This is a genomic window from Streptomyces sp. QH1-20 (assembly GCF_041283565.1).
Taxonomy (GTDB): Bacteria; Actinomycetota; Actinomycetes; order Streptomycetales; family Streptomycetaceae; genus Streptomyces; species Streptomyces syringius.
In genome coordinates, this window is record NZ_CP166299.1 from 7,310,107 (window position 1) to 7,336,237 (window position 26,131).

The 26,131-nt window shown below is 69.9% G+C and carries 20 protein-coding genes; 14 read left to right on the forward strand and 6 right to left on the reverse strand.

The window, feature by feature from the left end:
• Positions 1 to 16 precede the first annotated feature (16 nt).
• The 3 genes from AB8O64_RS32680 to AB8O64_RS32690 are packed head-to-tail and all read left to right on the forward strand — an operon-like array spanning position 17 to position 5,648.
• The gene (locus tag AB8O64_RS32680) at positions 17 to 1,420 is read left to right on the forward strand and encodes a condensation domain-containing protein (RefSeq protein WP_370423250.1); all 1,404 of its coding nucleotides are present in this window, start codon (positions 17 to 19) and stop codon (positions 1,418 to 1,420) included.
• A complete protein-coding gene (locus AB8O64_RS32685; protein WP_370423251.1) occupies positions 1,417 to 2,463 on the forward strand; it encodes an alcohol dehydrogenase family protein in 1,047 nt (348 codons plus the stop codon). Before AB8O64_RS32680 ends, AB8O64_RS32685 begins: the two co-directional genes overlap by 4 nt.
• Positions 2,460 to 5,648: an amino acid adenylation domain-containing protein gene (locus AB8O64_RS32690; RefSeq protein ID WP_370423253.1), complete on the forward strand. Its 3,189-nt coding sequence runs from the start codon at positions 2,460 to 2,462 to the stop codon at positions 5,646 to 5,648. Before AB8O64_RS32685 ends, AB8O64_RS32690 begins: the two co-directional genes overlap by 4 nt.
• Positions 5,649 to 5,723: 75 nt before the next feature.
• Here the strand turns inward: AB8O64_RS32690 and AB8O64_RS32695 are convergent, their stop codons facing one another.
• Positions 5,724 to 7,151: an aldehyde dehydrogenase family protein gene (locus AB8O64_RS32695; protein WP_370423255.1), complete on the reverse strand. Its 1,428-nt coding sequence runs from the start codon at positions 7,149 to 7,151 to the stop codon at positions 5,724 to 5,726.
• Between the two features lie 481 nt (positions 7,152 to 7,632).
• Between AB8O64_RS32695 and AB8O64_RS32700 the strand changes: the two genes are divergently transcribed.
• Positions 7,633 to 7,968, forward strand: a complete 336-nt coding sequence (locus AB8O64_RS32700) for a phosphopantetheine-binding protein (RefSeq protein WP_370423257.1) — start codon at positions 7,633 to 7,635, stop codon at positions 7,966 to 7,968.
• 18 nt (positions 7,969 to 7,986) lie between these two features.
• On the opposite strand, the gene AB8O64_RS32705 is transcribed toward AB8O64_RS32700, so the two are convergent.
• Both AB8O64_RS32705 and AB8O64_RS32710 read right to left on the reverse strand, forming a co-directional pair.
• Positions 7,987 to 8,178 carry a hypothetical protein gene (locus AB8O64_RS32705; protein WP_365373954.1) on the reverse strand — a complete coding sequence of 64 codons (192 nt, stop codon included), beginning with the start codon at positions 8,176 to 8,178 and terminating at the stop codon, positions 7,987 to 7,989.
• A 3-nt stretch (positions 8,179 to 8,181) separates the two neighbouring features.
• Positions 8,182 to 8,577 (reverse strand): carboxymuconolactone decarboxylase family protein, encoded by a 396-nt coding sequence (locus AB8O64_RS32710; RefSeq protein ID WP_356449870.1) that lies wholly within the window; start codon positions 8,575 to 8,577, stop codon positions 8,182 to 8,184.
• A gap of 376 nt (positions 8,578 to 8,953) precedes the next feature.
• Between AB8O64_RS32710 and AB8O64_RS32715 the strand changes: the two genes are divergently transcribed.
• Positions 8,954 to 9,742, forward strand: a complete 789-nt coding sequence (locus AB8O64_RS32715; protein WP_370423259.1) for a DUF4157 domain-containing protein — start codon at positions 8,954 to 8,956, stop codon at positions 9,740 to 9,742.
• Between the two features lie 32 nt (positions 9,743 to 9,774).
• Here the strand turns inward: AB8O64_RS32715 and AB8O64_RS32720 are convergent, their stop codons facing one another.
• A complete protein-coding gene (locus AB8O64_RS32720) occupies positions 9,775 to 11,139 on the reverse strand; it encodes a hypothetical protein (protein WP_370423260.1) in 1,365 nt (454 codons plus the stop codon).
• A gap of 277 nt (positions 11,140 to 11,416) precedes the next feature.
• Between AB8O64_RS32720 and AB8O64_RS32725 the strand changes: the two genes are divergently transcribed.
• From AB8O64_RS32725 to AB8O64_RS32740, 4 genes are all read left to right on the forward strand, one after another.
• The gene (locus AB8O64_RS32725) at positions 11,417 to 12,028 is read left to right on the forward strand and encodes a LuxR C-terminal-related transcriptional regulator (protein ID WP_370424044.1); all 612 of its coding nucleotides are present in this window, start codon (positions 11,417 to 11,419) and stop codon (positions 12,026 to 12,028) included.
• A gap of 251 nt (positions 12,029 to 12,279) precedes the next feature.
• Positions 12,280 to 14,484 (forward strand): HYR domain-containing protein, encoded by a 2,205-nt coding sequence (locus AB8O64_RS32730; RefSeq protein WP_370423261.1) that lies wholly within the window; start codon positions 12,280 to 12,282, stop codon positions 14,482 to 14,484.
• Positions 14,485 to 14,502: 18 nt separating this feature from the next.
• On the forward strand, positions 14,503 to 15,243 hold the full coding sequence (locus AB8O64_RS32735) for a DUF4255 domain-containing protein (protein ID WP_370423262.1): 741 nt from the start codon (positions 14,503 to 14,505) through the stop codon (positions 15,241 to 15,243).
• Positions 15,240 to 17,276, forward strand: coding sequence for an ATP-binding protein (locus tag AB8O64_RS32740; protein WP_370423263.1), 2,037 nt, complete (start codon positions 15,240 to 15,242; stop codon positions 17,274 to 17,276). The genes AB8O64_RS32735 and AB8O64_RS32740 overlap by 4 nt, the downstream gene beginning before the upstream one ends.
• A gap of 151 nt (positions 17,277 to 17,427) precedes the next feature.
• Here AB8O64_RS32740 and AB8O64_RS32745 read toward each other — a convergent pair whose 3' ends face one another.
• Positions 17,428 to 17,973 carry an SUKH-4 family immunity protein gene (locus tag AB8O64_RS32745; RefSeq protein WP_370423265.1) on the reverse strand — a complete coding sequence of 182 codons (546 nt, stop codon included), beginning with the start codon at positions 17,971 to 17,973 and terminating at the stop codon, positions 17,428 to 17,430.
• 77 nt (positions 17,974 to 18,050) lie between these two features.
• On the reverse strand, positions 18,051 to 21,662 hold the full coding sequence (locus tag AB8O64_RS32750; protein ID WP_370423267.1) for a hypothetical protein: 3,612 nt from the start codon (positions 21,660 to 21,662) through the stop codon (positions 18,051 to 18,053).
• 222 nt (positions 21,663 to 21,884) lie between these two features.
• Between AB8O64_RS32750 and AB8O64_RS32755 the strand changes: the two genes are divergently transcribed.
• Genes AB8O64_RS32755 through AB8O64_RS32775 form a run of 5 tightly spaced genes read left to right on the forward strand, consistent with a single transcriptional unit; the run spans position 21,885 to position 26,128 of the window.
• Positions 21,885 to 23,429, forward strand: a complete 1,545-nt coding sequence (locus AB8O64_RS32755) for a phage tail sheath family protein (protein WP_370423269.1) — start codon at positions 21,885 to 21,887, stop codon at positions 23,427 to 23,429.
• A gap of 44 nt (positions 23,430 to 23,473) precedes the next feature.
• Complete coding sequence (locus AB8O64_RS32760; RefSeq protein ID WP_356449855.1) at positions 23,474 to 23,917, forward strand: phage tail protein; 444 nt, start codon at positions 23,474 to 23,476, stop codon at positions 23,915 to 23,917.
• Complete coding sequence (locus tag AB8O64_RS32765; protein ID WP_370423271.1) at positions 23,917 to 24,354, forward strand: hypothetical protein; 438 nt, start codon at positions 23,917 to 23,919, stop codon at positions 24,352 to 24,354. Before AB8O64_RS32760 ends, AB8O64_RS32765 begins: the two co-directional genes overlap by 1 nt.
• Entirely contained in the window at positions 24,351 to 24,500 is a 150-nt protein-coding gene (locus tag AB8O64_RS32770; RefSeq protein ID WP_370423272.1) for a DUF6760 family protein, read from the forward strand. Before AB8O64_RS32765 ends, AB8O64_RS32770 begins: the two co-directional genes overlap by 4 nt.
• Entirely contained in the window at positions 24,500 to 26,128 is a 1,629-nt protein-coding gene (locus AB8O64_RS32775; protein ID WP_370423273.1) for a hypothetical protein, read from the forward strand. Before AB8O64_RS32770 ends, AB8O64_RS32775 begins: the two co-directional genes overlap by 1 nt.
• Positions 26,129 to 26,131: the final 3 nt, after the last annotated feature.

Genomic DNA, 26,131 nt, shown 5'->3' on the forward strand with positions numbered 1-26,131 from the left:
AGGGGGGGAGGGGCCGGTGGGGGACGAAGTCAGGGCGGCGGACCGCCCGGAGCGCCGTCGACAGGCCCTGCCGCTGTCCTACGCCCAGCAGGGCATGTGGTTCCTGGAAAGGCTCGCCGGCACGACGCTGTACGCCGACCCGATGACCTTCCGTCTCGTCGGCGGGCTGGACACGGCGGCCCTGCACCGGAGCATCGAGGAACTCGTCCGCAGACACGAGGCACTGCGCACCCGGTTCCCAGTGGTGGACGGACAGCCCGTCCAGCAGGTGACCCAGGACGCCGCCGTACCCCTGCCGCTGACCGATCTGTCGGCCCTCGCACCGACAGAGCGGGAGGCGGAAGCCGCCCGCTTCCTGGACGCGGACCTCAGGCAACCGTTCGACCTGGTCCACGGCCCGGTGATCCGGGCCGTGCTGATCCGGCTCGCCCCGCGCGAGCACATCATCCGCATCACCACCCACCACCTGGTGTCGGACGCCTGGTCGTGGTGGTCCGTGCTCTTCCGCGAGCTGGAGCGGCTCTACACCGCGCGTCTCCACGGCCTGCCCTCGCCCCTGCCACCCGTCACCACCCACTACGCCGACTTCGTACGATGGCAGCGGGAGTGGCTCGAAGGCCCCGTGTACCCCGGGCAACTCGCCTACTGGCGCCAGGCCTTGGCCGGGGTGACACCGCTGCCCGAACTGTCCCTCGCCCGGCCGGCGGCCGGCCGGGCCCAAGGGCCCCCGGTGACCCGGTGGCTGACCTTCCCGCAACCCCTCTACGACCGCCTGCGGGAGATCAGCCAACGCGAGCACGTCACCCTCTACATGCTCCTGCTCACCGCCTTCAAGCAGGTGCTGCGCCGCTATGTGCCGGGTGACGACATCCTGGTCGCCACCCGGGGAGGATTCCGCAGCCGCGTCGAGTTCGAGAGGGCCGTCGGATTCTTCGTCAACGTCCTTCCGCTGCGCACCCGCGTACCCCAGGGCACCGACTTCCGCCGGCTGCTGCACGACGTACGGCGCACCATGATCGGGGCGTACACGCACCGTGACGTTCCCTACGAGCGACTGATGGCGGAGCTCGGTCTGAAACGGCGCGGCTTCAGGTCCGTGACCAATGTGTGCGTCTCCTTCCAGTCCACCCCCGAGGTGCCGCCCGCGCTCGAAGGCGTCGACGTCACGCTGATCAACCACCCCGACCCCTTCTCCGGATACGACATCGACCTCGGCTTCTACGAAGAGGACGGAGCCTTGCGGGCACTGCTGACCCACCATCGCGCCCAGTACGACGACGCGGCCGCCGCGCGCCTGCTCGACGACCTGCACGGCGCACTTCTGGCCGCGACCCACGAACTGGACGGCCCGCGAGCCCGACCGCCGTTCCCGGAGAAACAGAAGTTTCCGGAGAAGCAGAAGAAGGAGGAGGACGCATGAGGGCTTTGCAGTGGCACGGGGCGTACCAGGTGAAGCTCACCGACGAGGTCGCCACGCCCCGCGTCGAGGACCCCGGGGACGCGATCGTCCGGGTGGTCAGGAGCGCCATCTGCGGCACCGATCTGCACCCCTACCGGGGCGAGATCGCGTCGTTCACACCGGGCACGGTCACCGGACACGAGTTCACCGGCGTGATCGAGACCGTCGGACCCGGGGTGCGCGGTTTCGCGCCCGGCGACCGGGTCGTCGCCTCGGACATCATCGCGTGCGGGCAGTGCGGGCCGTGCCGTCGCGGATGGCACTACCAGTGCGACCGGGTGGGCCTCTTCGGCTACGACACCGTCGTCGGCACGACGGCCTTCGCCGGCGGCCACGCCGAGTACGTGCGCGTGCCCTTCGCCGACGTGGTGCTGTTCCCCGTCCCCGACGCCGTCGACGACGAACAGGCCCTGCTCATCGGGGACGTCCTCGCCACCGGCTACGCCGGCGCGGTGGGCGGCGAGGTGCGCCCCGGAGACACCGTCGCCGTGGTGGGCTGCGGCCCCGTGGGCCTGCTGGCCATGCAGTCCGCGTGGGTCCTCGGCGCCGCCGCGGTGCTGGCCGTCGACCCGCTGGAGAGCCGGCGCGCCCTGGCCGCCCGGCACGGTGCCCAGCCGGTCCCCACCGGCACGGACCTCCCCGCACGGGTCCGGGACCTGACGGGCGGGCGCGGCGCGGACGTCGTCCTCGAAGCGGTCGGCAGTGACGCCGCCCTGCTGAGCGCGCTGGAGATCGTACGGCCGCGGGGTGTGGTGTGCGCCGTGGGTTCCCACGCCTCCGAGGCGATGCCCATGCCGACGCGCCTGGCCTTCGCCAAGGAGATCACCTTGCGGTTCGCCGTCGGCGACCCGATCAGCGCGCGGGAACCCTTGATGAACCTGGTGCGCGGCGGCCGGATCGACCCCACCTTCGTCATCTCGCACCGGCTTCCGCTGTCCGAAGCGGCCGAGGGGTTCCGGCTGTTCGACGCCGGGGAGGCGAGCAAGGTGGTGCTGATCCCGTGAGCACCTCCACCACAGTGCCGTCGGCCGTCGAGCGGGCCCGGTTCGCCACCCCCGGCGTGCACCGGCTGGTCGAGGACCAGGCACGCCGTACCCCGCACGCCGCCGCCGTGCTCTGCGGTGACCAGTGCCTCGACTACGCGGAGCTCGACCGGCGGGCCGACCGGCTCGCCCGCCGGCTGCGTCGTCACGGCGTGGGCCCGGAGGTCCGGGTGGGCATCCACCTGGCCCGTTCCGTCGAACTGGCGGTGGCGGTCCTCGCCGTCCTCAAGGCAGGCGGCGTCTGTGTCCCGCTCGACCCCGGCTACCCCCGCGACCGGCTTGTCTTCATCCTCGACGACGTCGCCGCCCCCATCCTGCTGACCCGTCGCCACCCGGCCTCCGGGCCCGCCACGGACTACCCCGGCACCGTCGTGCATCCGGACGACGCATCGGACGACGCACCGGACGACGCACCGGAGGCCGGGACGCGGCCTGCGGAAAGCCGCCCGCTCCACCCCGACAACCTGGCCTGGGTGGCGTACACCTCCGGCTCGACCGGCACGCCCAAGGGCGTCGGCCTCACCCACGGCCCGCTGGCCAACCTCGCCCTGGAGGTCGGCCGACGGCTCGGACTGGGGCCGGGCGACCGTGTGCTGCAGTTCGCTTCCATCGGCTTCTCGGTGGCCGCCGAGGAGATCCTCTCCACCTGGGTCACCGGAGCCTGCCTGGTACTCGATCCCGAGGAGTCGCTCGCCGACAGCGCCCGTCTGCGGGCGGTCGTCGACACGCAGGGCGTCACCGTCATGCAGCTCACCCCCGCCTACTGGTACGAGTGGTCGCGCGAGCTGGAACGCGACGGGCTGCCACGGCCTCCCACCTCGCTGCGACTGCTGGTCGTCGGCAGCGAGGCGGTCGCCGTCGAGGCGGTCGCGGCCTGGCTGCCCACCGGGGTCCGCCTGGTGCAGGAGTACGGCGCCACAGAGGGCACCATCTCCCAGTTGCTGTACGAGGCCACCGGCCCGGCGGCCGACGTGGGCACATGGTCGCGCGTCCCCGTCGGAACGCCGCTGGGCGGTGTGCGGGCTCATGTGCTCGACGAGTGGTTGCGCCCGGCGCCGGACGGGCGGCCCGGCGAGCTCTATATCGCCGGTGACAGCGTCTCCCGCGGCTATCTGGGGCGCCCCGGGATGACGGCCGAGCGGTTCCTCGCCGACCCCTACGGCGACCGGCCGGGCAGCCGGATGTACCGCACCGGCGACCTCGTACGCCGCCTGGCCGACGGGAACCTCGAATTCCTCGGCCGGATCGACCACCAGATCAAGATCCGCGGCATCCGTATCGAGCCGGGTGAGGTCGAGTCGGTCATCCGACGCCATCCGGGGGTGACCGAGTGCGCGGTCCTGGCCCGGAAGACCGCCGCCGGGACCGACCAGCTCTGCGCCTGCGTGGTCGGGGAAGCGGGGCAGGACGACGCGGGCCTGCGCGCGTACCTCACCACCCAGCTCGCACCCGCACTCGTCCCCTCCCGCATCGTCCCCGTCGCAGGCCTCCCGCTGAACCCGAACGGCAAGGTGGACCGCCGGGCGCTGCGGGAGCTGCCGCTCGACGCGGAGCCCGCCGCACCGGGCGGCATCGCGCCGCGCACCCCGCTGGAAGCCGCACTCGCCGGGATCTGGGCGATGACGCTCGGCGTCCCCCACGTCGGCGTCGAGGACGACTTCTTCGCCCTCGGCGGCGACTCCCTGACGGCCACCCGGCTCGCGGCCCACCTGCGCGAGGCACTCGCCGTCGACGTACGACAGCGGATGGTCTTCGAAGCACCGACCGTGGGCGCCCTCGCGGCACTGATCTCGGCGGAGCGCAGCGCGCCGGCCGAGGACGCGCGGCAGGCAGCGGAGCCCACGCGTGCTCCGGTGACGTCCTCCCAGCGCCGTATGTGGGTCCTGCACAAGATGGCCCCGTCCGGCGCCGCCTACAACGACCCGGTGGTCCTGCGGCTGGAAGGCAAGCTCGACCCGGCGGCCCTGCTGGGGGCGCTGCGGCGGATCGTACGGCGGCACGCCACGCTCCGCACCACCATCGGCAGCGAGGACGGGCGTCCCGTACAGATCGTCGCCCCGCCCGGCACCGCCGACGCGCTCACCCTCGGCATCACCGATCTCTCCGGCCGGCCCGAGAGCGCGCTGCGCCGTGCGGTCGCCGAACTGGCCGGTGCCCCCTTCGACCTCACGCGCGGCCCGCTGCTCCGAGCGGCCCTGCTGCGCGCCGGGCCCGATGACCACGTCCTGGTACTCGTCTTTCACCACATCGTCTTCGACGGCTGGTCGATGGACGTGTTGTTCCGCGAGCTCTCGCACCACTACCGGGAGGCCCTCACGGGGGTACCGGCGGGGCTGCCGCCCCTGCCGGTGCAGTACGCGGACCACGCCGTCGGACAGAGCCAACAGCACACAGGACCGGCCATGGACCGACAACTCGACTATTGGCGGGAGAAATTGGCGGGCGCACCGCCCGTCACGCGACTGCCCCCGACCCGTGTCGCCGCTGACAGCGTCGGCGGCCCGACGGGGGCGACCGTCCACCCCTTCTCCGTCGGACCGGACGTGGCGGCGCGACTGCGCGAGCTGGCCGCCACCGAACGCGTCACCCCGTTCATGGTGCTGCTCGCCGGGTTCCTGGCGCTCGTCCACCGGGCCGGCGGCGCCCGCGACATGGTGGTCGGCACCCTCCTGTCGGGCCGCGACCGCCCGGAGACCGTCGATCTGATCGGCCTGTTCACCCGCACCCTCGCCCTGCGCACCCGGCTTCCCGCGGGGGCGACGTTCCGCCGGTTCCTGCCCCGGGTGAAGGAGACGGTCCAGGAAGCCATGGCCCATCAGGACGTCCCCTTCGACCGCGTCGTCGAGGAAGTCCGCCCGGCCCGCGGCCGTCACCACAGCCCCGTCTTCCAGCTGATGTTCTCCTACGGCAGTACGACGGTCCGCAGCCCCGACCTTCCCGGGCTGACCGTGACGCCCTTGCGGGCCGACACCCGGTCCGCCAAGTTCGACGCCACGGTGATGCTGGAGGAAGGCGACGACGGTGGCTACGACGGCCTCTTCGAGTACGACCTCGCGCTCTACGACGACACCACCGCGCGGCACCTCACCGACACGTTTGCGGCTCTGCTGGAATCCGTGGCGAAGGACCCCGACCTGCTCGTGTGAAGGCGCACCTCCGCTGCGCGGCGGTGTCCTCAGTCGCCGGACGGGCTGACCAGCCCGTCCGGCGACTGAGAGGCCCTACGCCGTACGGGAAGAGACGTTGCGGACCGTGATCCTGGTGTATTCCAGCAGCCCCCAGTAGCCGTACTCGACCCCCGTTCCCGAACAGCCGACCCCACCGAAGGGAGCATCGTGCCGGAGTTCACCGTGGGTGTTGAGCCAGACGGTGCCGCATCGCAACGCGTCGGCCGTGGTGGTGAGACCCTCACCGGCCCCCCATACGGAGGCCCCGAGGCCGTAGGGCGTCGCGTTGGCGCGCTCCACGGCCTGCGCCACCTCGTCGTAGGCGATCACCGGGATCACCGGGCCGAACTGCTCCTCCACCTCCAGCCGGCTGCCCTCGGGCAGGTCGGTGACCACGGTCGGCGGATAGAAGTGGCCTTCTCCTTCGGGGCACTTGCCCCGCGCGGTCACCCGGGCGCCCGCGGCCACCGCCTCCTCCACCATGGACGTGACGGTGTCCCGCTGCGCACGGGAGACCAGCGGCCCCAGCTCCGTGCCCGCCGTGAGCCCGGGCCCCACGACCGCCGAGGTGGCGAGCCCGCCCAGCGCGTCCAGAAGCTGTTCCCGGAGCGGGCGTGGCACATAGACGCGTTTGACCGCGGCGCAGAACTGGCCGTTGTTCACCAGCGCGGCCTGGAAGAGGGGCCCGGCCACAGCGGCGATGTCGGTGCCGGGCAGGACGATCGCCGGGTCGTTGCCGCCGAGTTCGAGGACGACGGGGGTGAAGGTCTCGGCGGCCTGCCGGGCGATGGCCCGGCCGGTGGCCGGGGAGCCGGTGAACGAGACCATCCCGACGCCCGGACTCGCCGTGAGGGCCGCGCCGAGGGAGCCGTCCCCGGAGATGACGTTCAGCACCCCGGCCGGCAGCACCTCCCGGAGCAGCTCCCCCACCCGCAGGACGGTCAACGGCGTCTCGGGGGAGGGCTTGAGCACCACGGTGTTGCCTGCCAACAGCGCCGGTGCGACTTTGCAGACACTGAGGATGACAGGGAAGTTGGAGGGCGAGATGGCCGCCACGACGCCGTGCGGTGCGCGCGAGAGGGTGACGTGGGAGCCCTGGTCATCGGTGAACGACTCCACCGGGAGAGCCAGTTCGGCGGTATGGCGGAACCAGTCCACGGCCCGCCGCACCTCGGCCCGGGCGTCCCACAGCGGCTTGCCCTGCTCCCGGGTGAGCAACAGGGCCAGCTCCTCGGTGTACGGGGACAGGGCGTCCCCACACGCGAGCAGGTAGGCACGCCGGGTGCTCTCCGGCAGGGCGGCCCAGGCGGGGAAGGCCGTGCCGCAGGAGCTCACGGCCCGTGCGAGCAGGTCGGGAGTGCACCGTGGAGCGTGGGTGAAGGGCCGGGCGAGCGCCGGGTCCTCCACGGGCAGCCCCGCGGGCTCGCCTTCGACTGCGCGACCGTCGACGGTCATCGTGACGGTCGGCCTGGTGTTTCCCATCGGGCCTTCCTCCAGGGTCGGTTCGGGTCGCCGCCGGGTGACGCGCACGCGGTACGGCCCGGGAATATGGATGGGTGCGGAACATGGGCGCACGGGAAAGGGGGAGAGGCGATATCGCGCGGGGCCTGTCGCTCCGGCGGGAGGCCCGTCGTCGGCGGGGCGATTTCGCGGCTCGGAACGTTCCGGCAAGCGCCCTTCGAGAAGAGTAATACACATCAACAGTGGGAAGCAGTAGGGGAGTTGGGATCGGTGTCGCGATAGTAGGTTTCCGCGGAAGATGCTTGCGGCAATGATCCTGATGTGGTTTCATCAACCATTGGTAAGCGTTCATGGCAACAGCCACCCCCCGTCGGGGTCGATGGCCATCGGAGCCCGAAAAAGGGCAAGCCGTGAACGAAAAGGAAATCAGTCAGGCGCGCACATTCCATTTGGGGGATCTGTGGCGGACGATTCAATGTTCCGGAATACCGTTACTTCTACTGTGTCGACCGATGCAGCACCATCGGGGGAGCCACCCGCCGCCGAAGCGGTGGCGGGGGCGGTCCGCCGGATCTGGGCCGATGTCCTGGAAGTGGAAGTCGAATCGATCGACATCCACCGCAGCGACTTCTTCGAACTCGGCGGTTACTCACTTCTCGCCCTGCAGTCCATCGGCAGACTGCTGGCGGAATACGGTGTCGACGAGGTCGCGTCCGTGGAGCTCGAGGGCGCCCTGCTCAACAGGCTGTTCGAGGACGCGACGCCCATGGCTCAGGCGGAGTGCCTGGTGGCCGCCGGTCACGGCGGGGCGGCGCCGGGCGGTGATGCCGGGCGCTGAGCACCGGACGTCACGGCGTCACGGGGCCGACAGTTCGCGGACCTGCCGGTCGTACTCCTCCAGCACCTGACGCAGCTGGGCGAGGGCTTCGGCGGGCAGCTCCGGGGGCTCGGACTCCGTGACGTAACGGGCGGCCGCGGCCAGGGCCGCCAGCTCGTACGCGTGGAACGTCCCCCGGAGCACCGTCGGGCGGACTCTCTCCAGTTCCATCGGTCAGCCCTGGGACCGCACGTAGTCGACGACCTGCGCCAGCTCGGCGGCGAAGTTGTCGTAGTCCTCCTGCATGCCGTTGATGTACGCGCTCCAGCCCAGGCTCGCCTTCGCGTAGTGCACGGCCTCCTGGATCTCCTCGTCCGTGGCGCCGAAGAGCTTCGCGGCCTCGGTGTGGAACAGACTGCAGTAGCGGCACTTGGTCTCGGAGTGCAGACCGACGCCGATCAGTTCCTTGTACTTGTTGGGTATGAGCGTCTCGCCGAGCTCCATCTTCTTGAAGATCTCCCACTCGGGTGCGAGCAGCTCGGTCGGGATGGTCGAGAAGAAGTGCGGGACGAGGCCCAAGGTCTGCTTGATGTCGGCTTCGATCTCGCCGCGGTTGACTGTGGCAGCCATGACGGCTCCCTCCTAATGGAGGCGCCGCCGTGCCCGCCCGGGGCCCGTTCGTGCTGGTCACGAGCTGGGGAGACACCGAGACCTGTCAGGGTGCGACACATATGGCGAACTCTGCGACACTCGCGGCCCTCACCTTCAACTCAAGCACGGTGAGACCGCGCTGTCACGGTGACCACGAGGCCCGCGGATACGTACCGTAGGTGAACACGTCCAGTGCGTGACGCCGGGTGGGTGGGATCGAGGCGCGACGGTCGCAGGCAAGGGCGGTCGGGGCTTTCCCTTTCGGGCAGAGCGTGCTGCCCTTTCCCGGCGGGAGCCGGGCCTGGACGCCCCTGGCGCCCTCCGGCGAGGCTGGAGGAGTCGAGGGGAGCCACGCATGCACGCACACGAGCACGGCAGCGAGCACGAGCATGAGCACGGCGAGACGGTGCGGCCCGAGAAGGCAGCGGACGCGCCTGCCGGGCTTTCCCGACTGTACGAGGCTGCCGCCTCGGGGCGCACCGACGTGGTCGGCCGTTCCGGGACGGCTGCCTTGCAGCGTGCCGTGGGCAACGGCGCCGTACGGTCGATGCTCCAACGACAGACGCCGGAGGACGCCCCGCCGCGCTCCTCGGTCCACCAGGTGCTCGCCTCGGGCGGTGGACGGTCCCTGGACCCGGAGACCCGCTCCGACATGGAGGCCAGGCTGGGCGCGGACTTCTCCGACGTACGGGTGCACACGGGCTCCGCGGCGCACGAGTCGGCGCGGGACGTCGGCGCCCGCGCGTACACGGTGGGCAACGACGTCGTGTTCCAGCGCGATGCCTACGACCCGTCCTCGCACGCGGGCCGGACCACGCTCGCCCATGAACTCACCCACGTCATCCAGCAGCGCAGCGGCCCGGTCGAGGGCACCGAGGCGCCGGGCGGTATCCGGGTGAGCGACCCCGGGGACCGCTTCGAGCAGGAGGCCGTGGCCACCGCCGAGCGGGTCATGTCACAGCCCGCCCCGGCCGCGGCACCACCCGCCTCACCGGCTGCCGCACCCGCACCCACGGCCGCCGTGCCACCGGTGCAACGGCAGACCGCGGACGAGGACGAGGAGCCGGCCGACGTCCAAGGGTCGTTCGTGCAGCGGGCCACGGAGGGTGGCGGCGAGGAGGAAGAGGAGACACCGCCGGAGTAGCCGGCCGGGTCCGCGAGCGCGGCGCCGTGCGCTCAGTCGTCACCGGCTTTCTCCGCCCGTAGGGAACCACCGAGGAACATCGACTCGGAGCACTGTGACGGAGTCGGTGCCTTGACGGGCCGGCCCACCTCACGGCAGCTGACCGACAGGGTGACCCTGCCACCGGCGGGGACCTCGATCGGCGTCACGAAGTGGTAGTCGGAGTCACGGAAGTTCTCCAGTGCCAGATTGAAGTGCTGCTCGTCCTGGATCGACACGACGAGTGTGCCCGCGTCCCCTTGCGGGTTCTGCAGCACGATGTCCGTCAGCTCGAAGGTCTTCCCCTCGGGGACCGTGATCGCGGACGCGCTCTGCGCCCCGCCGCCGACCGAGTCCCGGACCTCCACCCGGGCGCTCTTGGGGGCCGCGGGCCCGCCCGGCTCGCCGGGTTTCGGCGCCGAACCGGCCGAAGCGCCGGGCGTGGCCCGGGAGCCGGACGAGCCCGAGGTTCCCGTCGTCGCGCCGCCGTCGGCGACGCCCGGGGCGTTCGGGCCGCCCGACGGCTGTCCTGATGAGCCCGCGGTCCCGGTCCCCTTCGGTCTGTTGTTCACGGCTCTCTCGACCGCGTCGGGGGTGATCGCCTCCCGCGCGGCCGACCGCACGGTGGGGCGGAGCACCGCGAACCAGAGCCCCACCAGCACCCCCACCAGCATGGCCGCCACGATCAGCGCGCGGGGCAGCCAGCCCGGCAGGATGGCCTGCTGCTCGTACGAGCCGTCCAGCACCTCCGGCTCGTACGGCCCCTGCCCCTCCACCGGCTTCGGTGCCACCACCGCCTGGAACGGATGGGTGACCGGTGCCCCGCGCCACAGGCGCCCCGCCGGGCGGACCTTCAGTTTCGCGAACTTGGCCTGACCGGGCGGGACGGTGAGCTCGGCGGGCTCGAAGACCAACCGGGCCCTCTCGGTGCCGCCTTGGGGAGTGAGCAACACCGTCACAGGTGTGTTGCCCCGGCTGTCCACCGCGACTTTGTGCCGTCCGCGCCAGGCGCTGTGCGAGGTGCGCGGTACCAGCTCGGAGGTGATCTCGGTGAACGGCAGCACCGTCACGACGCTCTCGGGCACCACGGTGGCGCCGGGGTCGCCGGTGGGCACGACGCGCAGGCCGAGAGGGGTCTCACCGGGGACGATGCCCGGGTCGCGGGGTGGCCGGAGCCGCAGGGTCGCCGAGCCGGACGCGCCGGGGTAGAGGGACAGGCTCGCCGGCTCGACGGTGGTCCAGCCGGCACACGGCCCGGCCACCTCGAACCGGAACTCCTCAACGGTGGTGCCCGCATTGAGCACCCGCACGGAAAGTTCGGCCTCGCCACCGGGCTCCACGGTGACCGAAGACTCGTCCAGGCTCGCCGAAACACTCATGGCGCGCACGCTACGGTCCGCTACCACAGCGAGGCAGCGGCCGCACAGGAACACTTTCGGGCACATCGCGGTTCGCCCTGAGACATCGTCAGTTTCCCGGGTGAATACTGAGCTTGCCGGGAAATGAGGGGGGTGGGGAGAGCGGCGGGTGCCCATAACGTGACAGGCGCACGACAGATGCATTCGACATTCGGCAGGCATCACATCGGTGGCTCGACCAGGACCGGTGGCTCGGCAAGGGAGGAACGATGTGAACCAGACAACCGCGGACCGCATCATGGTCGACCTGAGAGCACAGGACCCCATCTCGCAGGCCGGAGTGGCGAGCCAGCTGCGCACCCGCCCCGAAGTACGGCTCGTCGACCGGGGCGGCACCGAGGACGCCCAGGTCGTGGTGATGGTCGTGGACATCGTCGACGAGGTCGCGCTGCGCGTACTGCGCCAGATCCAGCGGACCAGCACCGCGCGGGGGGTACTGGTCACCACACAGATCGACGAGCAGCAACTGGTGAGCGCGGCGGAATGCGGCTTCGTCGGAGTCGTCCGGCGCGCCGAGGCCACCCCCGAACGGCTGGTCCAGGTGATAGGGGCCGTGGCGCGGGGAGAGGGGTATGTGCCGGCCGATCTGCTGGGCAGCCTGCTGGAGCAGGTCGGCCGGCTGCAGGGCGAGGTGCTCGGGCCGCGCGGCATCAACTTCAACGGCCTGTCCGCCCGCGAGATCGAGGTGTTGCGGCTGGTCGCCGAGGGATACGACACCGCCGACATCGCCCTGAAGCTCGCCTACTCCGAACGCACCATCAAGAACGTACTCCACGCGGTGATGACCCGGCTGAATCTGCGCAACCGCTCGCACGCCGTGGCCTACGCCCTCCGGCAAGGACTGATCTGACCGACGCGCGGTCGCGCTCGTGCCCCTTCGGGCAGCGCTGCGCACCCGAAGGGTTGGCTCGCACTCCACTGTGGGTGCGGGCACACGCACGCGAGGGTGGGACGGGCCGGGGCGCGGCCGCCCCGGGGCACCGATCGTGAACGGGGTGGGGTGTGCGAGGGGTTCAGCGATCGCTGAGGACGGGGGCGGCCTCCGGCTCGGGCTGCGGCAGACGCTCCTGGGCGCGTATCAAGGCTTCCCGCATCGGCCCTGTGACGGTCGTGCTGGCCTTGCTGGTCGCCGTCGTACCCGCCACGGCCGGCGGCCGGGCCTCCCCGGAGTGGTGGACGGTCCGGCCCGACACCGTCGCGACGGCCCTCGCCCCGGGCGCGTCCTTCCAGGTGGACAAACAGGTGAGAACGCCGGTCGTACCACCGAGACCGGATGTGGTGCTTCTGGTGGACGGCACCATCAGCATGGCGGAGACCATCGGCAAGCTGAAGACGGAGCTCAGCACCATCACCAGGACGGTACGGGACGCACAACCGGACTCCTGGTTCGCCGTGGCCAAGTACGGCGACGTCACCGACGGCGAGAAGGCGTTCACCGTTCTGCAGGGGCTGACGGGTGACTTGAAGGACGTCCAGGAGAAGGGCGTCGACCAGCTCAAGGCGGACCTCGGAGGCAGCAGTCCGCCCGTCGAGGACTGGATCAACGCGCTGTGGCAGATCGCCCACGGGGCAGGCGGGAAGACGGCGTTCCGGGAGGGCGCGAGCCCGGTCGTCGTCCTGATCGGCGACGCCTCCAGCCATGACCCCAGCCTCGGTCACAGCCTCGACGACGCCATCGGCGCGCTGACGGGCAGGAAGGCACGCGTGGTCGCCGTCGACATCGACACCCCCGTCGGTGACGGTCTCGACGGCGACGGGCGCCCCAAGGAGCCCCATGAGCCCAACCAGGGCAGCAAAGTGGCGAACAGCACCGGGGGAACGATCCTGAAGGGCGTCGACCCCAAGCGGGTGGCCGACAAGATCGTGGAAGGCCTGACCGCCCTGCCCACGACCGTCAGCCACCGGACGACCGGCTGCGACCCGGCCCTCACCGTCACCCTGGAGCCGGCGACGCAAAAGGTGACCAGCGGCACCACCGTCGCCTTCAAGGAGACCATCACCGCGGCGGGCGACGCCCCGCAGGGGCAGACCCTGCACTGCACCGTCCAGTTCCTGATGGACAGCAAGGTACCGGGCGGGGGAACGCTGTCCGGCGGCACGCGGGCGGGTCAGGAGGCCGTACCCGACCCGGTACCCGACTACCACGAGCGGATCAGCGTCGCCGTGCGCGACGTCGAGGCCCCGCGGGTCACGGTGGACGACCACAAGGCCGAGGCGACGGGCAAGGACGGCGTGAAGATCGACTACGTCGCGACGGCCAACGACGCGGTGGACGGCGAGCTGCCGGTCGTCTGCACTCCCGCGTCGGGGTCGCTCTTCCCGATGGGCACCACCCACGTCACCTGCACGGCCACCGACTACGTGGGCAACAAGGGCACCGACACGGCCAACTTCGTCGTCAATGACGCGTCCGCCCCGCAGGTGACGGTGGACGACCGCACGGTCGAGGCGACGGGCAAGGACGGTGCGAAGGTCGACTACGTCGCGACCGCCATGGACACGGTGGACGGGAATCTGCCGGTCACCTGTGTCCCCGCGTCGGGGTCGCTCTTCCCGCTGGGAACCACCGAGGTGAGCTGCACCGCGACGGACTCCGCGGGCAACAGGGGCACGGACACGGCCGTCTTCAGCGTGCTCCCGGCCCCCATTCCGGTCGAGGCGGACGTCGCGGTGACCGCGAGCGTGACGCCCGTACCCGACTACGTCGGCAGGACCACACAGGCGCGCTACACCCTCACCAACGCAGGCCCCAGGGCGGCGGAAGGCGTCGTGCTCGCGGCGGAGTGGCCCGGTGTGACCGACGCGAGCAAGCGTGCGGTGGGCCGGCTCTCCGCCTGCGGACAGGACAACCCGTGCAGCATCCCGGTGGGCGGGCGGCTCACGGTGACGCAATCGGCGGTGTACACGGCGGCGGCGGACGGCGAGGTACGCGCCACCGTGCGCGGTGCGCTGCGGGACCCACGACAAGGCAACAACACCGCCGTCGCCCGGCTCCGCGTCCTGCGGCCGAAGCTCACGATCACCCCGGAGGTCGGACCACCCGGCCAGGTGGTGCAGGCACGCGGCAAGGACTTCCCGCCCGGCGCGACCGTGCGGCTCACCTGGAAGCCGGGGATCACCGCGGCCCGGTCGGTGGTGCGCGTCGGGCGCGACGGATCGTTCGAGGCCCAGGTACTGGTGCTGCGCAAGGACCAGCTCGGTCCGCGTGAACTCCACGCGGACGTCAGGGGGTTGGACCGGCTCCAGCGACCCTTCCTGGTCGTGCAACGCAATCTGAACCCACCGGACTTCGTGGGCCGAAGCTGAGGCGAGGAATACACCCCTGTGATCCATGAGGTCGACGAGTCCCTGCGCACCCTGTTCCGGGACGACGCCCTGGAGGGCGCCCAGATCGCGGTGGCCTTCGACGCGCCCACCCGTGACTGGGCCGCCAAGGTCAACGCACCGACGGTCAATCTGTACCTGTACGACATCCGCGAGGACACCCGGCGCCGGGAACGCGGACTGCACAACGAGTACGACGAGGCCGGTGTCGTCGTGGCCCGCCGCCGGCCACCGCGCTACTTCAAGCTCTCGTACCTGATCACCGCGTGGACCAAACGCCCGGAGGACGAACACCGGCTGCTGTCCTCACTGCTCGCCTGCCTGCTGCGTTACGAGGCCCTGCCCGTGGAACGCCTCACCGGCTCCCTGGCGGAGATCGGCGTGGCGGTCCCCATGACCATCGCCCTGCCCCCGCCGGAGGACCGGTCGTTCGCGGATGTGTGGAGCGCGCTCGGAGGTGAACTCAAACCGTCGCTCGACCTGGTGGTCAGCGTGCCGGTGACGGCGTCGCCGGTGTACGAGGCGGGCCCGCCGGTCGGCGAGGACGGCGTGCGGCTCGGCTTCTCCGGCATCCCGCCCGAGCGGCCGTCCGAGGCCGAGGGCGCCTACCGGAGGACGCCGGACGGACGACGGCTGCCGGTCTACGGCACCCGGCCCGGGGCCCCGTCGGCGGGGATCGCCTCCCGGGTGGCGGAGTCCCGGGTGGCGGAGTCCCGGCTCGCGGAGGACGGTCGGGCATGACCGAGGACCAGAGCCTGAGCCACCTCCTGAGCCGCGCGGTCATCGTCGAGCAGCGTGTGCGACGGGCGGTGGCGGCGAGACAGGAGACGGACCCCGACCCGGACGACGCGTTCCGCGGGCTGTACTTGAGCGACGAGAGAGTGCGACGGCTGCTGGACGACGGCAGGCGGATCGTGGTGCCGGAGTTCACGACGGAACCCGCCGAGCCGACCGGCCCGACCCGACTGGGCCTGCTCACGGCGGAGTTCGACCTGACCGAGCTGGACACGGAGATCCTGCTCATCGCCCTGATACCGGACCTGGACGACCGTTTCGAAGCCTTCTACGGCTACTTGAACGACGACGTGACGCGCCGCCGTCCCTCGGTGGGACTGGCCCTCGGCCTGTGCGGACTGTCCGCCGCCGACGCGGGTGCGCGAGGACGGCTGGGCCCGTCGGCGCCGCTGCGCGCGGGCGGTCTGCTCCTGGTGGAGGAGGGGGACCGCCCCTTCCTGAGCCGGGAGTTACGTGTCCCGGACCGGGTCACCTCCCATCTGCTCGGCGACGACACCCCGGCCCCGCGGATCGCCGACCTGCTCGCTCCGTGGCACGACGTGCGCGAGGTGTCCGGGGTGGGCGACCCGGGGCCGTTGGCACGCGGCTTGGACGGCGGCATCCAACTCGCGTACCTGAGGGAGGAACAGGGCGGAGCGGGCACGGCCCTGGCGGCGTCCGCGCTGACCCGTTCGGGCCGTGGAACGCTGGGCGTGGACCTCGAACGCCTGGCCGCGGACCCGAACCCGACGGAAGCGGTACGCGTCCTGGCCCGCGAGGCCCGCCTCACGGGCGCGGGCCTGGTGTGCGGGCCCGTCGACGCCCTGGCCCGGGAGAAGCCGGAGGTGATCCGCATGGTCGCGGACGCGCCGCTCCCGGTGATCCTGGTGGGGCGGGCCCCGTGGGACGCGACCTGGTCGACCCGGCCACCGCTGCTGCTCCACGCCCCGAGGGTGGAACCGCCGGCGAGGGCCGCCCTGTGGACGAAGGCGTACGCCAAGGCCGTCCCGCCGGATCTGGACGTCACCGGTGTCCTGTCCCCGTTCCTCCTGTCCCCGGACCAGATCGCCCGCGCGGCCCGAAGCGCGGCGCAGGCCTCCGCGCTGGACGGGGGCCCCCTCGGCCCGGACCACATCCGCGCCGGCGCCCGAGCCCAGAACGCGGCAGGCCTGGACCGCCTGGCCCGCCGCATCGAACCGACGGTCGGCTGGCCGGACCTGGTCCTCCCACCGGACCCCCTGACCCAACTACGCGAACTGACAGCCCGGGCCCGCCACCGTGACCTCGTCCTGGGGGAGTGGGGCATGCGCCCCGGGGGCGGACGGGGCCGAGGGGTGACGGCCCTGTTCGCCGGCGACTCGGGTACGGGGAAGACGATGTCGGCGGAGGTGATCGCGGCGGATCTGGGACTGGACCTCTACACGGTGGATCTGTCGACGGTCATCGACAAGTACGTCGGCGAGACGGAGAAGAACCTGGAACGCATCTTCTCGGAAGCGGCGGGAATCAACGGCGTGCTGCTCTTCGACGAGGCCGACGCGATCTTCGGCAAACGCTCGGAGGTGAAGGACGCCCACGACCGCTACGCGAACGTCGAGAGCGCGTACCTGCTGCAACGCATGGAATCGTTCGACGGCCTGGCGATCCTGGCGACCAACCTACGGGCCAACCTGGACGACGCCTTCACCCGCCGCCTGGACCTGGTGATCGACTTCCCGGTACCGGACGCGGAGCAACGCCTGCTGCTGTGGGAACGCTGCCTGGGCCGAGTGCTGCCGCGCTCGCCGGGTCTGGACCTGAAGTTCTGCGCGGAGTCGTTCGAACTGGCGGGAGGCAACATCCGGTCGGTGGCGGTGACGGCGGCGTACCTGTCGGCGGAGTCGGGGGAGCCGGTGACGATGTCGGACCTGATCCGGGGGGTGCAGCGGGAGTACCAGAAGCTGGGGCGCTTGACGCTGGCCGCGGAATTCGGGCCGTATATGGGGCTGCTCGCGAGCTGATTGCGAGCTCAGCCCAGTGGGTGATCCCTCTGCCCGCTACGCGACGACCACCCGGGTCGGGGTGGTCCCTTGATTCGACCGACTAAGGATCACCCCGGACGGGTCCGCCACCCACTGCTTGGACTTGGTGATCGACCGAGTAAATATTGAGTTACCAATTCGACTCATCGAGGGCAACCTCAAGCACAAAATGCCAAGGTGATAGTTCGCCCATGGCGGGCGGATCCAACGTTGCGAGTCGGCCGGTCAGTCGGCGGATGTGAGGGAGGGGTGAATCATTCCTCGCGATGGTTGCGCGTTCCAGTTCGATTTCGTATAGGAATTCTATGAAGAGCTCAAGGGTGGTATTGATCAGTGGCGGGTCAAGATTGGGGCGGTCCAGGATCGCAAGTAGGACCTGTCCGCTCCTGCCGTTCAGGCAGGCGCTGCCGGCTCCGAATTGGGCAATCTTGAACAAGTGTGCCAAGTGAGGTGGCGTCGGCTTTTTGTATCGCGCATATATCTCTGACAGTTTCGGTATGGAGGAAGTGATTTCCGAGTGCACCATCACGATATTTAGAAGGGCGGGCGGCAGCCCGATCTCGGTCAGCGCTCTTTGTGCTGAGTCTGAACTTATTTCGTGGGGAATCTGCTCACGCGGGACGATGCGGATGCGGTTCGTGCCGAATGCGCTTCGCAGTTGATCCGTAGTGACCACGATGACTATCCTCCGATTCTGCCACGCCTGGCTGTATTCCAGGGCGTGCAGCTCGATCCAGGGTGGTCTTGGGTGGGCTAAACTTTCACCTGAGAAAGCCAACCTTCGACCTCTTGGACAGCGTCGTTAACGGCGTCAATTCTGTGCCGCAACTGTTCCTTATATTCTTGAGTAGAATTTTCGTTTATCCGCATCATGTCCGGGTGGGGAAACTTTGGTGGGGCGTCGGGGTCGTTCGGGTCGGTTGTGTATTCGAATCCCTTCACTTCGACATTGTTGTCCCGGAGAATGGCAATCCCTGGGTTCCCTGCCGTTGGTCCGCTGGATTGCTTATGCCAGTTTGTGGCGGGGAGTTTGTCTGATGCCTCCTGGTTGTAGCCCGAGTGTCGTCCCGATTCGCCGTTCTCGGCAAGCTCGATCTTCGACTTTATTTCGGGTATCTTGAACGGCTCCGGGTTTCGTTGCCTCACTTCCTCGGGGAATGTATGTGCGCCATGGTAGAGCTGTGAGGCATGGACTGTAATTCTCGCCTCGGGGGCGGTCTGCCGGACGGTCCTTGCGTATTGGCTTATGTAGTCGGCGCAATTGGTGCAAGGTGACTTCGAGACGTGAATATCGGTCCGGACCGAGGTCGGGGCCTGCGGTAAGGCGGATTGCCACTTATTGTTAAAAAGCGTGATTACATGCTCTTCTGCATGTGCTCCGCGGAAGCTACCAGCCTCGCGATATGCGGTTTTCCTCTCTCCGCTTCTGAACTTCCGGGTGAATCTTTTCTCATTGGTGGTATTGGCCTTGTAGTTGAGATAACCACGAGCCCATGTGACCCCTTTCATGTATTCGTCGGACTTGATCTTCCAGCCTCGCAGCTCATCTTCGTTCCACGGTTCGGGGTGATGTTGCTTCAGGTCGCCTTCGACGAATTTTAGATTCTTCTCACTCGAGTGAGTGGGATTGACTTTCGCTTCGACGCCAAAGCTCTTGCCGGATCGTATTATCTCGAGCCCTTTGAGGCCCTTTTTGCTCCATTTCTGTTTGACGCGTGCAAGCGCGCTCGGAATCTGATCCGCAATTACTCCGCGTGCGAGTCTATTGTGTGCGTCCTCGGCTGCGAATCTCGCCGCTTCTTTTAGCTTCTCCGGATTGTTCTTGTTGGATTTTTCGCCGTCTTCGCCGTTCTTCCTCTTGAGCTTGTCCCAGAGCTTCTTGCCCGCCTTCGCCAAGAAGTCCACGATTTTGTCGATCGCGCGGTTCACCGGCCGCGCCACCGCGTGGAAGACCTGCTTCACCTTGTTCGCCAGCCCGCCCACACCCACCAGCGCCGCCAAGAAGCCGATCAGTAGCGGAACGCTCGACGCCAGCGCCGTCTCGACCATCTTCGGGACGCCCGCCTTGGCGCCGTTCGCGATGGCGACGACCGCGTCCAATACCGCGTTGACGAAGTCGACGATCTGCGCGCCCTGGTTCACGATGAACATGACGATGTCGATGATTCCCTTGACCGCCCTGACGAAGGCGGAGGCGGGGTTCAGCAGGGACACGATCCACGTGATGCCCGCGATGAGGACCGTCGGGATCAGATAGCTCTTGAGCTTCTGGAGAATTGAGCCCTTGAGGTCGCCGGTCTGGGCGGAGATTTCCTTGGACGCTCCCGCGGGGCCCTCGCGTTGCAATGACTGGGCCACGGGAACCTGTTGTTCGACCGCGCTCATCGCCGCGTCCGGGACGCCTTTGCGGACGACGCGCGCGCGGACGTTGTCCCACGTCAGGCCCAGCAGCGAGCCGATGATGTGGATGATGCCCTTGAGGTCGAACTTCGCCGGGAGTTCCAGGCCCGCCTTCACCGCGGTGCCCAGGAGCCAGGAGACCAGGCCCTTTTCCAGGTGGTCGGCGATGTTGGTGATGAAGAGGTTCAGGCCCGCGCCCACCGCCTGGACCAGGTTGCCCAGGAAGCCGATCGGGTCCTTGATGATCTTCATGATGGCTCCGGCGGCCTTCGCCAGGATGCCCATCAGAAGATTCTTGAGTTCGTTGATCGTCTTGATGACGCCGACGATCGCGTCCTTCGCCTTGTCGATCAGGCCCTTGTTGGCCTCCTGGAGTTTCTTGATCTCCTCGTCGATCTTGTTGAGGGCCTGGGTGTACTTGGTGGCCAGCTCCTGCACCAGCTGCTGGGACTTCTCATTGACCTCCGACTCGAGGTCGTCGAACTTGCCCGCGAAGTCCGCCGCCGCCTCCTCGCCGAACTGCCGCAGGTCCGCGGGGAGTCTGTCCACCTCGGCCTTCAGTTCGGCACGGCCCTTCGCGATACGGGCCTTCGCCGCCCCCAGCTCCGCGCCGATCGTGTCGGCGATGCCGGAGATGACGCCCTGCATCTGCTGGACGTAGAGCTTGCGGGACTCCTGGTAGAGCTGGTTCGCCGCTTCCGGGAGGCCCTTGAACTTGTCCTTGACCCACTTGAGTTTTCCCGTGAACCCCGAATAGCGCTTCTTCTTGTACGCCTTCATCCGGCGTTCCTGGTCGGCCATGAAGGCGTCCCGGGCGGCCTTCTCGCCTCGCGTGAACTGGTCGTCGACCGTCTTGTCCAGGCCCGACAGGGTGCCTTCGACGTCCTTCTTCGTGTCGTCGAAGACCTTCTGGAGCCTGGCGGTGACCTCGGCCCGTTTCCGTTCGTCCTTCGACTTCGTCTCGCTCTTTCCGCCGTCGACCTGTTGCCCCGCCGCAGTGCGGGTGGCGGTGAGGGACGCCATCGCCTGGGTGCCGGCCGCCGCCGCGTTCGCCTTCGCCGTCGTCAGTTGCCGGCTCTCGGCGGCCCGGCCCTGGGCGGGGGCCTGCGCGGAGTGTTCCTCGGCCTTCTTCTTCTCCGACAGCGCCTGGTCGAATTCCGGTTCGTTCCCCTTGGCGAGCTGGTCCTCGGTGATCTCCGCGTCGGCCAGCGCCTTGTCGTTCTCCTTCGGCCCCTCGGAGAAGTCCGTCACCGCGTCCGGCTGCTTCGCCGGTATCGCGGCGTCGGCGCTCGGCGGGCCGGGGTTCCCCGGAGGCTTGTCCGGGGTCATCGGGGTGACCTGCTTGTCCTGGGCCGCCGAGGTGTCCGGGGCCGCTTCGGTCGTGGTCTCGATGTCCTTGGCCGAGGACTCCTTGCCTTCCCCGACCTTCCCCTCGACCTGTTCCCTGACCTTGTCGGCCTTCCCGGACTCCGCAAACTTGTCCGCCTCGTCGAGGTTCTTCGGCGCCTGCGCCGCGATCGCGTCGTTGACCGCCTTGATGAACCCCGCCTTGTCGAACTCGCCCGGCTTCGCCGCGTTCATCTTCTCGGCCTGGGCCGCCTTGCCCTGGGCCTGTTTGTCGTCCGGCGGAGCCACCGCCGCGTCCTGCGCGGCCTTGGACTCACCGGCCGCCGGCGGGTGCTGCGCGATCGTCTGCTTCTTCGCCGCGACATCCGCCGTGACCTCACGAAAGCCCGGTGCCTGAGCGGGCGGGGGTGTCACCACCTCCGCATAGCGCTGGGCCACCAAACGGGAGACGGCCGCATTGCCCGCTGCCCCCTGAAGGCGCTGCATCGCGCGTCGGTCCAGCCCCCGGCCCCCGCGCACCGGGGCGGATACGGATTCCGTGGCACGGGCAGAAAGCGCTCCCGCCCCGGACTGAATGCCGCGTTCCTTCGTGGTGGCCTTTTCCGGGCCGGCCTTCACGCCGCGACCCGGTCGTCCCGTACGGTTCCGTACGTCCCCGACATGGCGTCGAGCATGCGCGGACCGCGGAGACGGGCGGCACGGCCCGGAGGACGAAAACCGGGGTATCGCCCGGTGCCCGTTCGGGCAGGCGGCCGTGCACGTCGGGGCGGCCGAAAGCTCGTTCCGCTGATCCCGGGCGCTGACGAGAATCACCCTCGTTCCCCGGTCAAGGAGAGTGGTATGCCGTCGTACCTGTCCCCGGGCGTCTACGTCGAAGAGGTGGAGTCCGGGTCGCGGCCGATCGAAGGGGTCGGGACCTCGGTCGCCGCCTTCGTCGGATTCGCGCAGAAGGGTCCGTTCCACGAGCCGACACTCATCACGAACTGGACCCAGTTCGTCGGCGTCTTCGGTGACTTCGTCGAAGGGACCTACCTCGCCGGCTCCGTCTACGGCTTCTTCGCCAACGGCGGCGGGATCGCTTACGTCGTACGCATCGGCGGGCAGCGAGGAGACGGGGACGACGCGGGCGCCGCCCCCGCCCTCGCCGCCGGACCACCGGCATCGCTCGGGCCCTACCTCGTACGCGCCCTGCCGGGCGTCACCGGCGAGATCACCGTCGAAGTCACCGACCCGGAGGGCGAGGACCCGCCCCAGGACGTCTTCACGCTCCTGGTGAAGCGGGACGGCGACGTCGTCGAGACCTATCCCGCCGTCACCACCAAGCGCGGCAAGGACAACGTGGCCGCGCAGGTCGCGTCCCGCTCCCGGTTCATCGCCCTGGAGGAGCCCGGCAAGGGCGCCGCGCCCGCGCGGCCCGCCGCGCAGTCGGTCTCCCTCGCCGCCCCGCCGCCCGATGGCACCCCGGCTCCCGAAGCGCTGTCGGCCGAGTCCTACGTCGGCGACCCCGACCTCCGCACCGGCTTCGGCGGCCTGGAGGCCGTCGAAGAGATCACCATGGTGGCGGCACCCGACCTGATGAGCGCCTACGAGCGCGGCGCACTCGACCTCGACACGGTCGTCTCCGTCCAGCAGGGCCTCATCACCCACTGCGAGGCGATGGGTGACCGCATCGCCATCCTCGACCCGCCGCCCGGCCTGAGCCCGCAGCAGATCAAGGCATGGCGCACCGACCGCACCGGGTTCGACTCGAAGTACGCCACCATGTACTACCCGTGGATCAAGGTCTTCGACCCGGGCGTGGGACGCAACGCCTTCGTGCCGCCCAGCGGGCACATCGCGGGCGTGTGGGCGCGCAACGACGAGTCGCGCGGGGTGCACAAGGCCCCGGCGAACGAGGTCGTGCGGGGAGCCGTCGCCCTCCAGACGCAGATCACCAAGGGCGAGCACGACCTCCTCAACCCGATCGGCCTCAACTGCGTCAGGGCCTTCCCCGGCCGCGGCATCCGGGTCTGGGGCGCCCGGACCCTCGCCGCCGACCCCGCATGGCGCTACCTCAACGTCCGGCGGCTCTTCAATTACCTGGAGGAGTCGATTCTCGCCGGAACGCAGTGGGTGGTCTTCGAGCCCAACGACGACGCCCTGTGGGCCCGGGTCCGGCGCACCGTGTCGGCGTTCCTGGTCAACGAGTGGCGGAAGGGAGCCCTGTTCGGCCTCACTCCGGACGAGGCGTTCTACGTGAAATGCGACCGCGAGACCAACCCGCCGGAGAGCATCGACGCGGGGCAGGTCATCTGCGAGGTCGGAGTGGCACCGGTAAAGCCGGCGGAGTTCGTGGTGTTCCGGCTCGCCCAGCTGTCCGGCGGAAGCGGCGCGGTCGACGAATGACCGCGCACACGACTGAACTCCGGTACCGACCCTAGGAGACTGGTATGCCGCTCCCCGATCTCGACAGTTCCGTAGGGCACTCCTTCGGGCTGGAATTCGACAGCGTCCTCATCCGGCAGATCACCGAGGTCACCGGCCTGAAGATGGAACAGGACGTCATCGAGCTGAAGCAGAACACCGCCGACGGCAAATACGCCATCAAGAAACTGCCCGGACGCCCCAAGGCCGGAGAGGTCACCGTCGCCCGCGGTCTGACCGAGGACAACAGCTTCGAACGCTGGATCAAGGACTCCCGGTTCGGGAAGATGAACAGCGCCCGCCGCAACGGATCGATCATCGTCTACGACTACGAGGGCATCCCGATCAAGCGCTACAAGCTGATCAACGCCTGGCCCAAGTCGCTGGAGATCAGCGCGCTCAAGGCCGGTGACACCTCCGTCCTCACGGAGAAACTGGCGATCACGTACGAGAGCCTGGAAGTCGATTGATGCGCCGGACCATCGCGGCGGCGACCGCCCGTCCGAAAGCCGAATCCCCGGTTCAGCCGGAGCGGCTGCGCACCGAGTTCGCTTTCGAACTGCCACGGGGGTACGTGGACGAATCCGGCACCGTCCACCGTTCCGGCGTGATGCGACTGGCGACCGCCCGGGACGAGCTGATCCCGCTGCGGGACGACCGGGTACGGGAGAACTCCGCCTACCTCTCCGTGGTGCTCATCGCCCGCGTGCTCACCCGCCTCGGCACCATCGAGGACGTCCACCCGGGTGTCGTCGAGGACCTCTTCGCCTCCGACCTCGCCTTCCTGCAGGACTTCTACCGACGGATCAACGCCGAGGGCCACACCCGCGCCGCCGTCACCTGCCCCGCGTGCCGGGAGAACTTCGCGGTGGATCTCGCCGGCGGTGGTCGCCTGGGGGAATCGTGACGTACGCGGCCGACCGCATCCACGAGGAAGTCGCGTACCTCGCCTACCACTTCCACTGGTCGCTCGATCAGATCCTCGACCTCGAACACGCCGACCGGCTGAGATACGTCGAGCAGGTCGCCCGGCTGAACGGACCGGGGCACTGATGGGGTTGCTGTCCTGGCTGAGCGGCCGTCGCGACGCCGGAGCACCCGACGCTGCGCCCGCGTCCCCTTCCCCGGCCGGGCCCGCGGACGGTTGGCGGGAGTTGCCACCTCTGCAACGCGCCCTCGGCGACGTGGCTCTCGTCACCGACCCGGACGGGTTTCGCGGCTCCCTCAACACCTGGCGCAACGCCTCCTTCACCACGGCTCCGCTCGGCCACGAGGTCAGCCCGGAGGCGCCGTCCGGAGTCGGCCACGGGCTGGCGTCGCGTTCCGTCGCCACACCCGTGTCCGGAGCGTCCGAGCCCGCACCGGCGGTCAGTCGGGACATGGCGCCGTCGGCGCCGCCCGTTCCCCTTCAGCGGATGGTCAGTGGCGAACCCTTGATGTCGGCCAGACCGCTGGAGACGTTCGTCCATCAACTGGAGCCTGTGCCTTCGGCCCCGGGCCCGGCAACCGCCCCGGGGCCCGACCCCGTGCCCGTCCCCGATGCCCCCGCCCCGCCGCCCCTGGCGCAGCGTTCCACGGCACCGCAGGGCCTCGGGCTGGGCGCGCCCCTCGCCGCGCTGCCGCCCACCGCACAGCGCACGCCCGTCGCGAGCACCGGAGAGACTCCGGCCGCCGTGCCCCCGCTTCCCGGCCCGACCGACCCGACCGGCCCGACCGAATCGGAGCCCGTCAGCCCCGACGCCCCGGCAGACGTCCCCGCAGCACCGGAACCCCCCACCCCCGCACGTCCGCTGCTCGGCGCGTCCCCGCTGGTGGTGACCCCGCCCAGTGGACCGGCAGCCCCCGGCACTCATCCGCCGGTACCGCTCCAACGCATCGCCGCCGACGGCCGACCGACCGAGGCAAGCACCGAGGCACACACCGGGGCACACACCGATCCGGGCCCCTCTCCGAGAACGGTGACTCACACCGTCCCGTTGGTCGCTCAGCGATCCCTGCCCCTCTTCTCCGGACCCGGCCCGCTCCCCACGGGACCGGCTGACCCCGCGCCCGTACCGCCGGCCCCGGCAGTCGTCCCCGTGCGATGGTCCGGACCCGATCCGGCGACGGCACCACCACCCGTCCAGCGCGCCGGCACAGCACCCACCCCCGTCGTCCCCTGGACAGCGGCCCCCGTACCGCCGCCCGTCGCCGGCCTCCCCGCTGCCCCGGTGCAGCGGCTGACGGGCTCCCCGGCCACGCCGCCGCTCCCCGCGCGGGCGGAACAGCCCGCCCGCATGCTCGACGCCGGTGCGGTGGCCGTCGCCGCGGGAGTGGCCCAGCGCATGGCTGACGGTTCGGTCGTCTTCCGGGCGTCGCGATCGTTGCCCGCCGTACAGCGCGAAGCGGCCGCTGCCGGCCCCGCACCCACCGAACCCCCACCGCCGGGGCCGGGCCCCCCGCCCGAGCCGCCGCCTCCCGGAGCAGATCCCGAGCCCGCACCCGAGCCCGGCTCCGACCCCGTTCCCACCCCGCCCGGCACCACCGGTCACCCCGAAGCCCAAGGCACCCCGCAAGGCACCGCACCCGCCGTGACCGACGAGCTGGTCCGCGCCCTGTTCGCCCCGCTCAGCCGGTTGCTCAAGGCCGAGCTCAGGCTCGAACGCGAGCGGGCCGGCTTCCTCATCGACACCCGGCACTGAAAC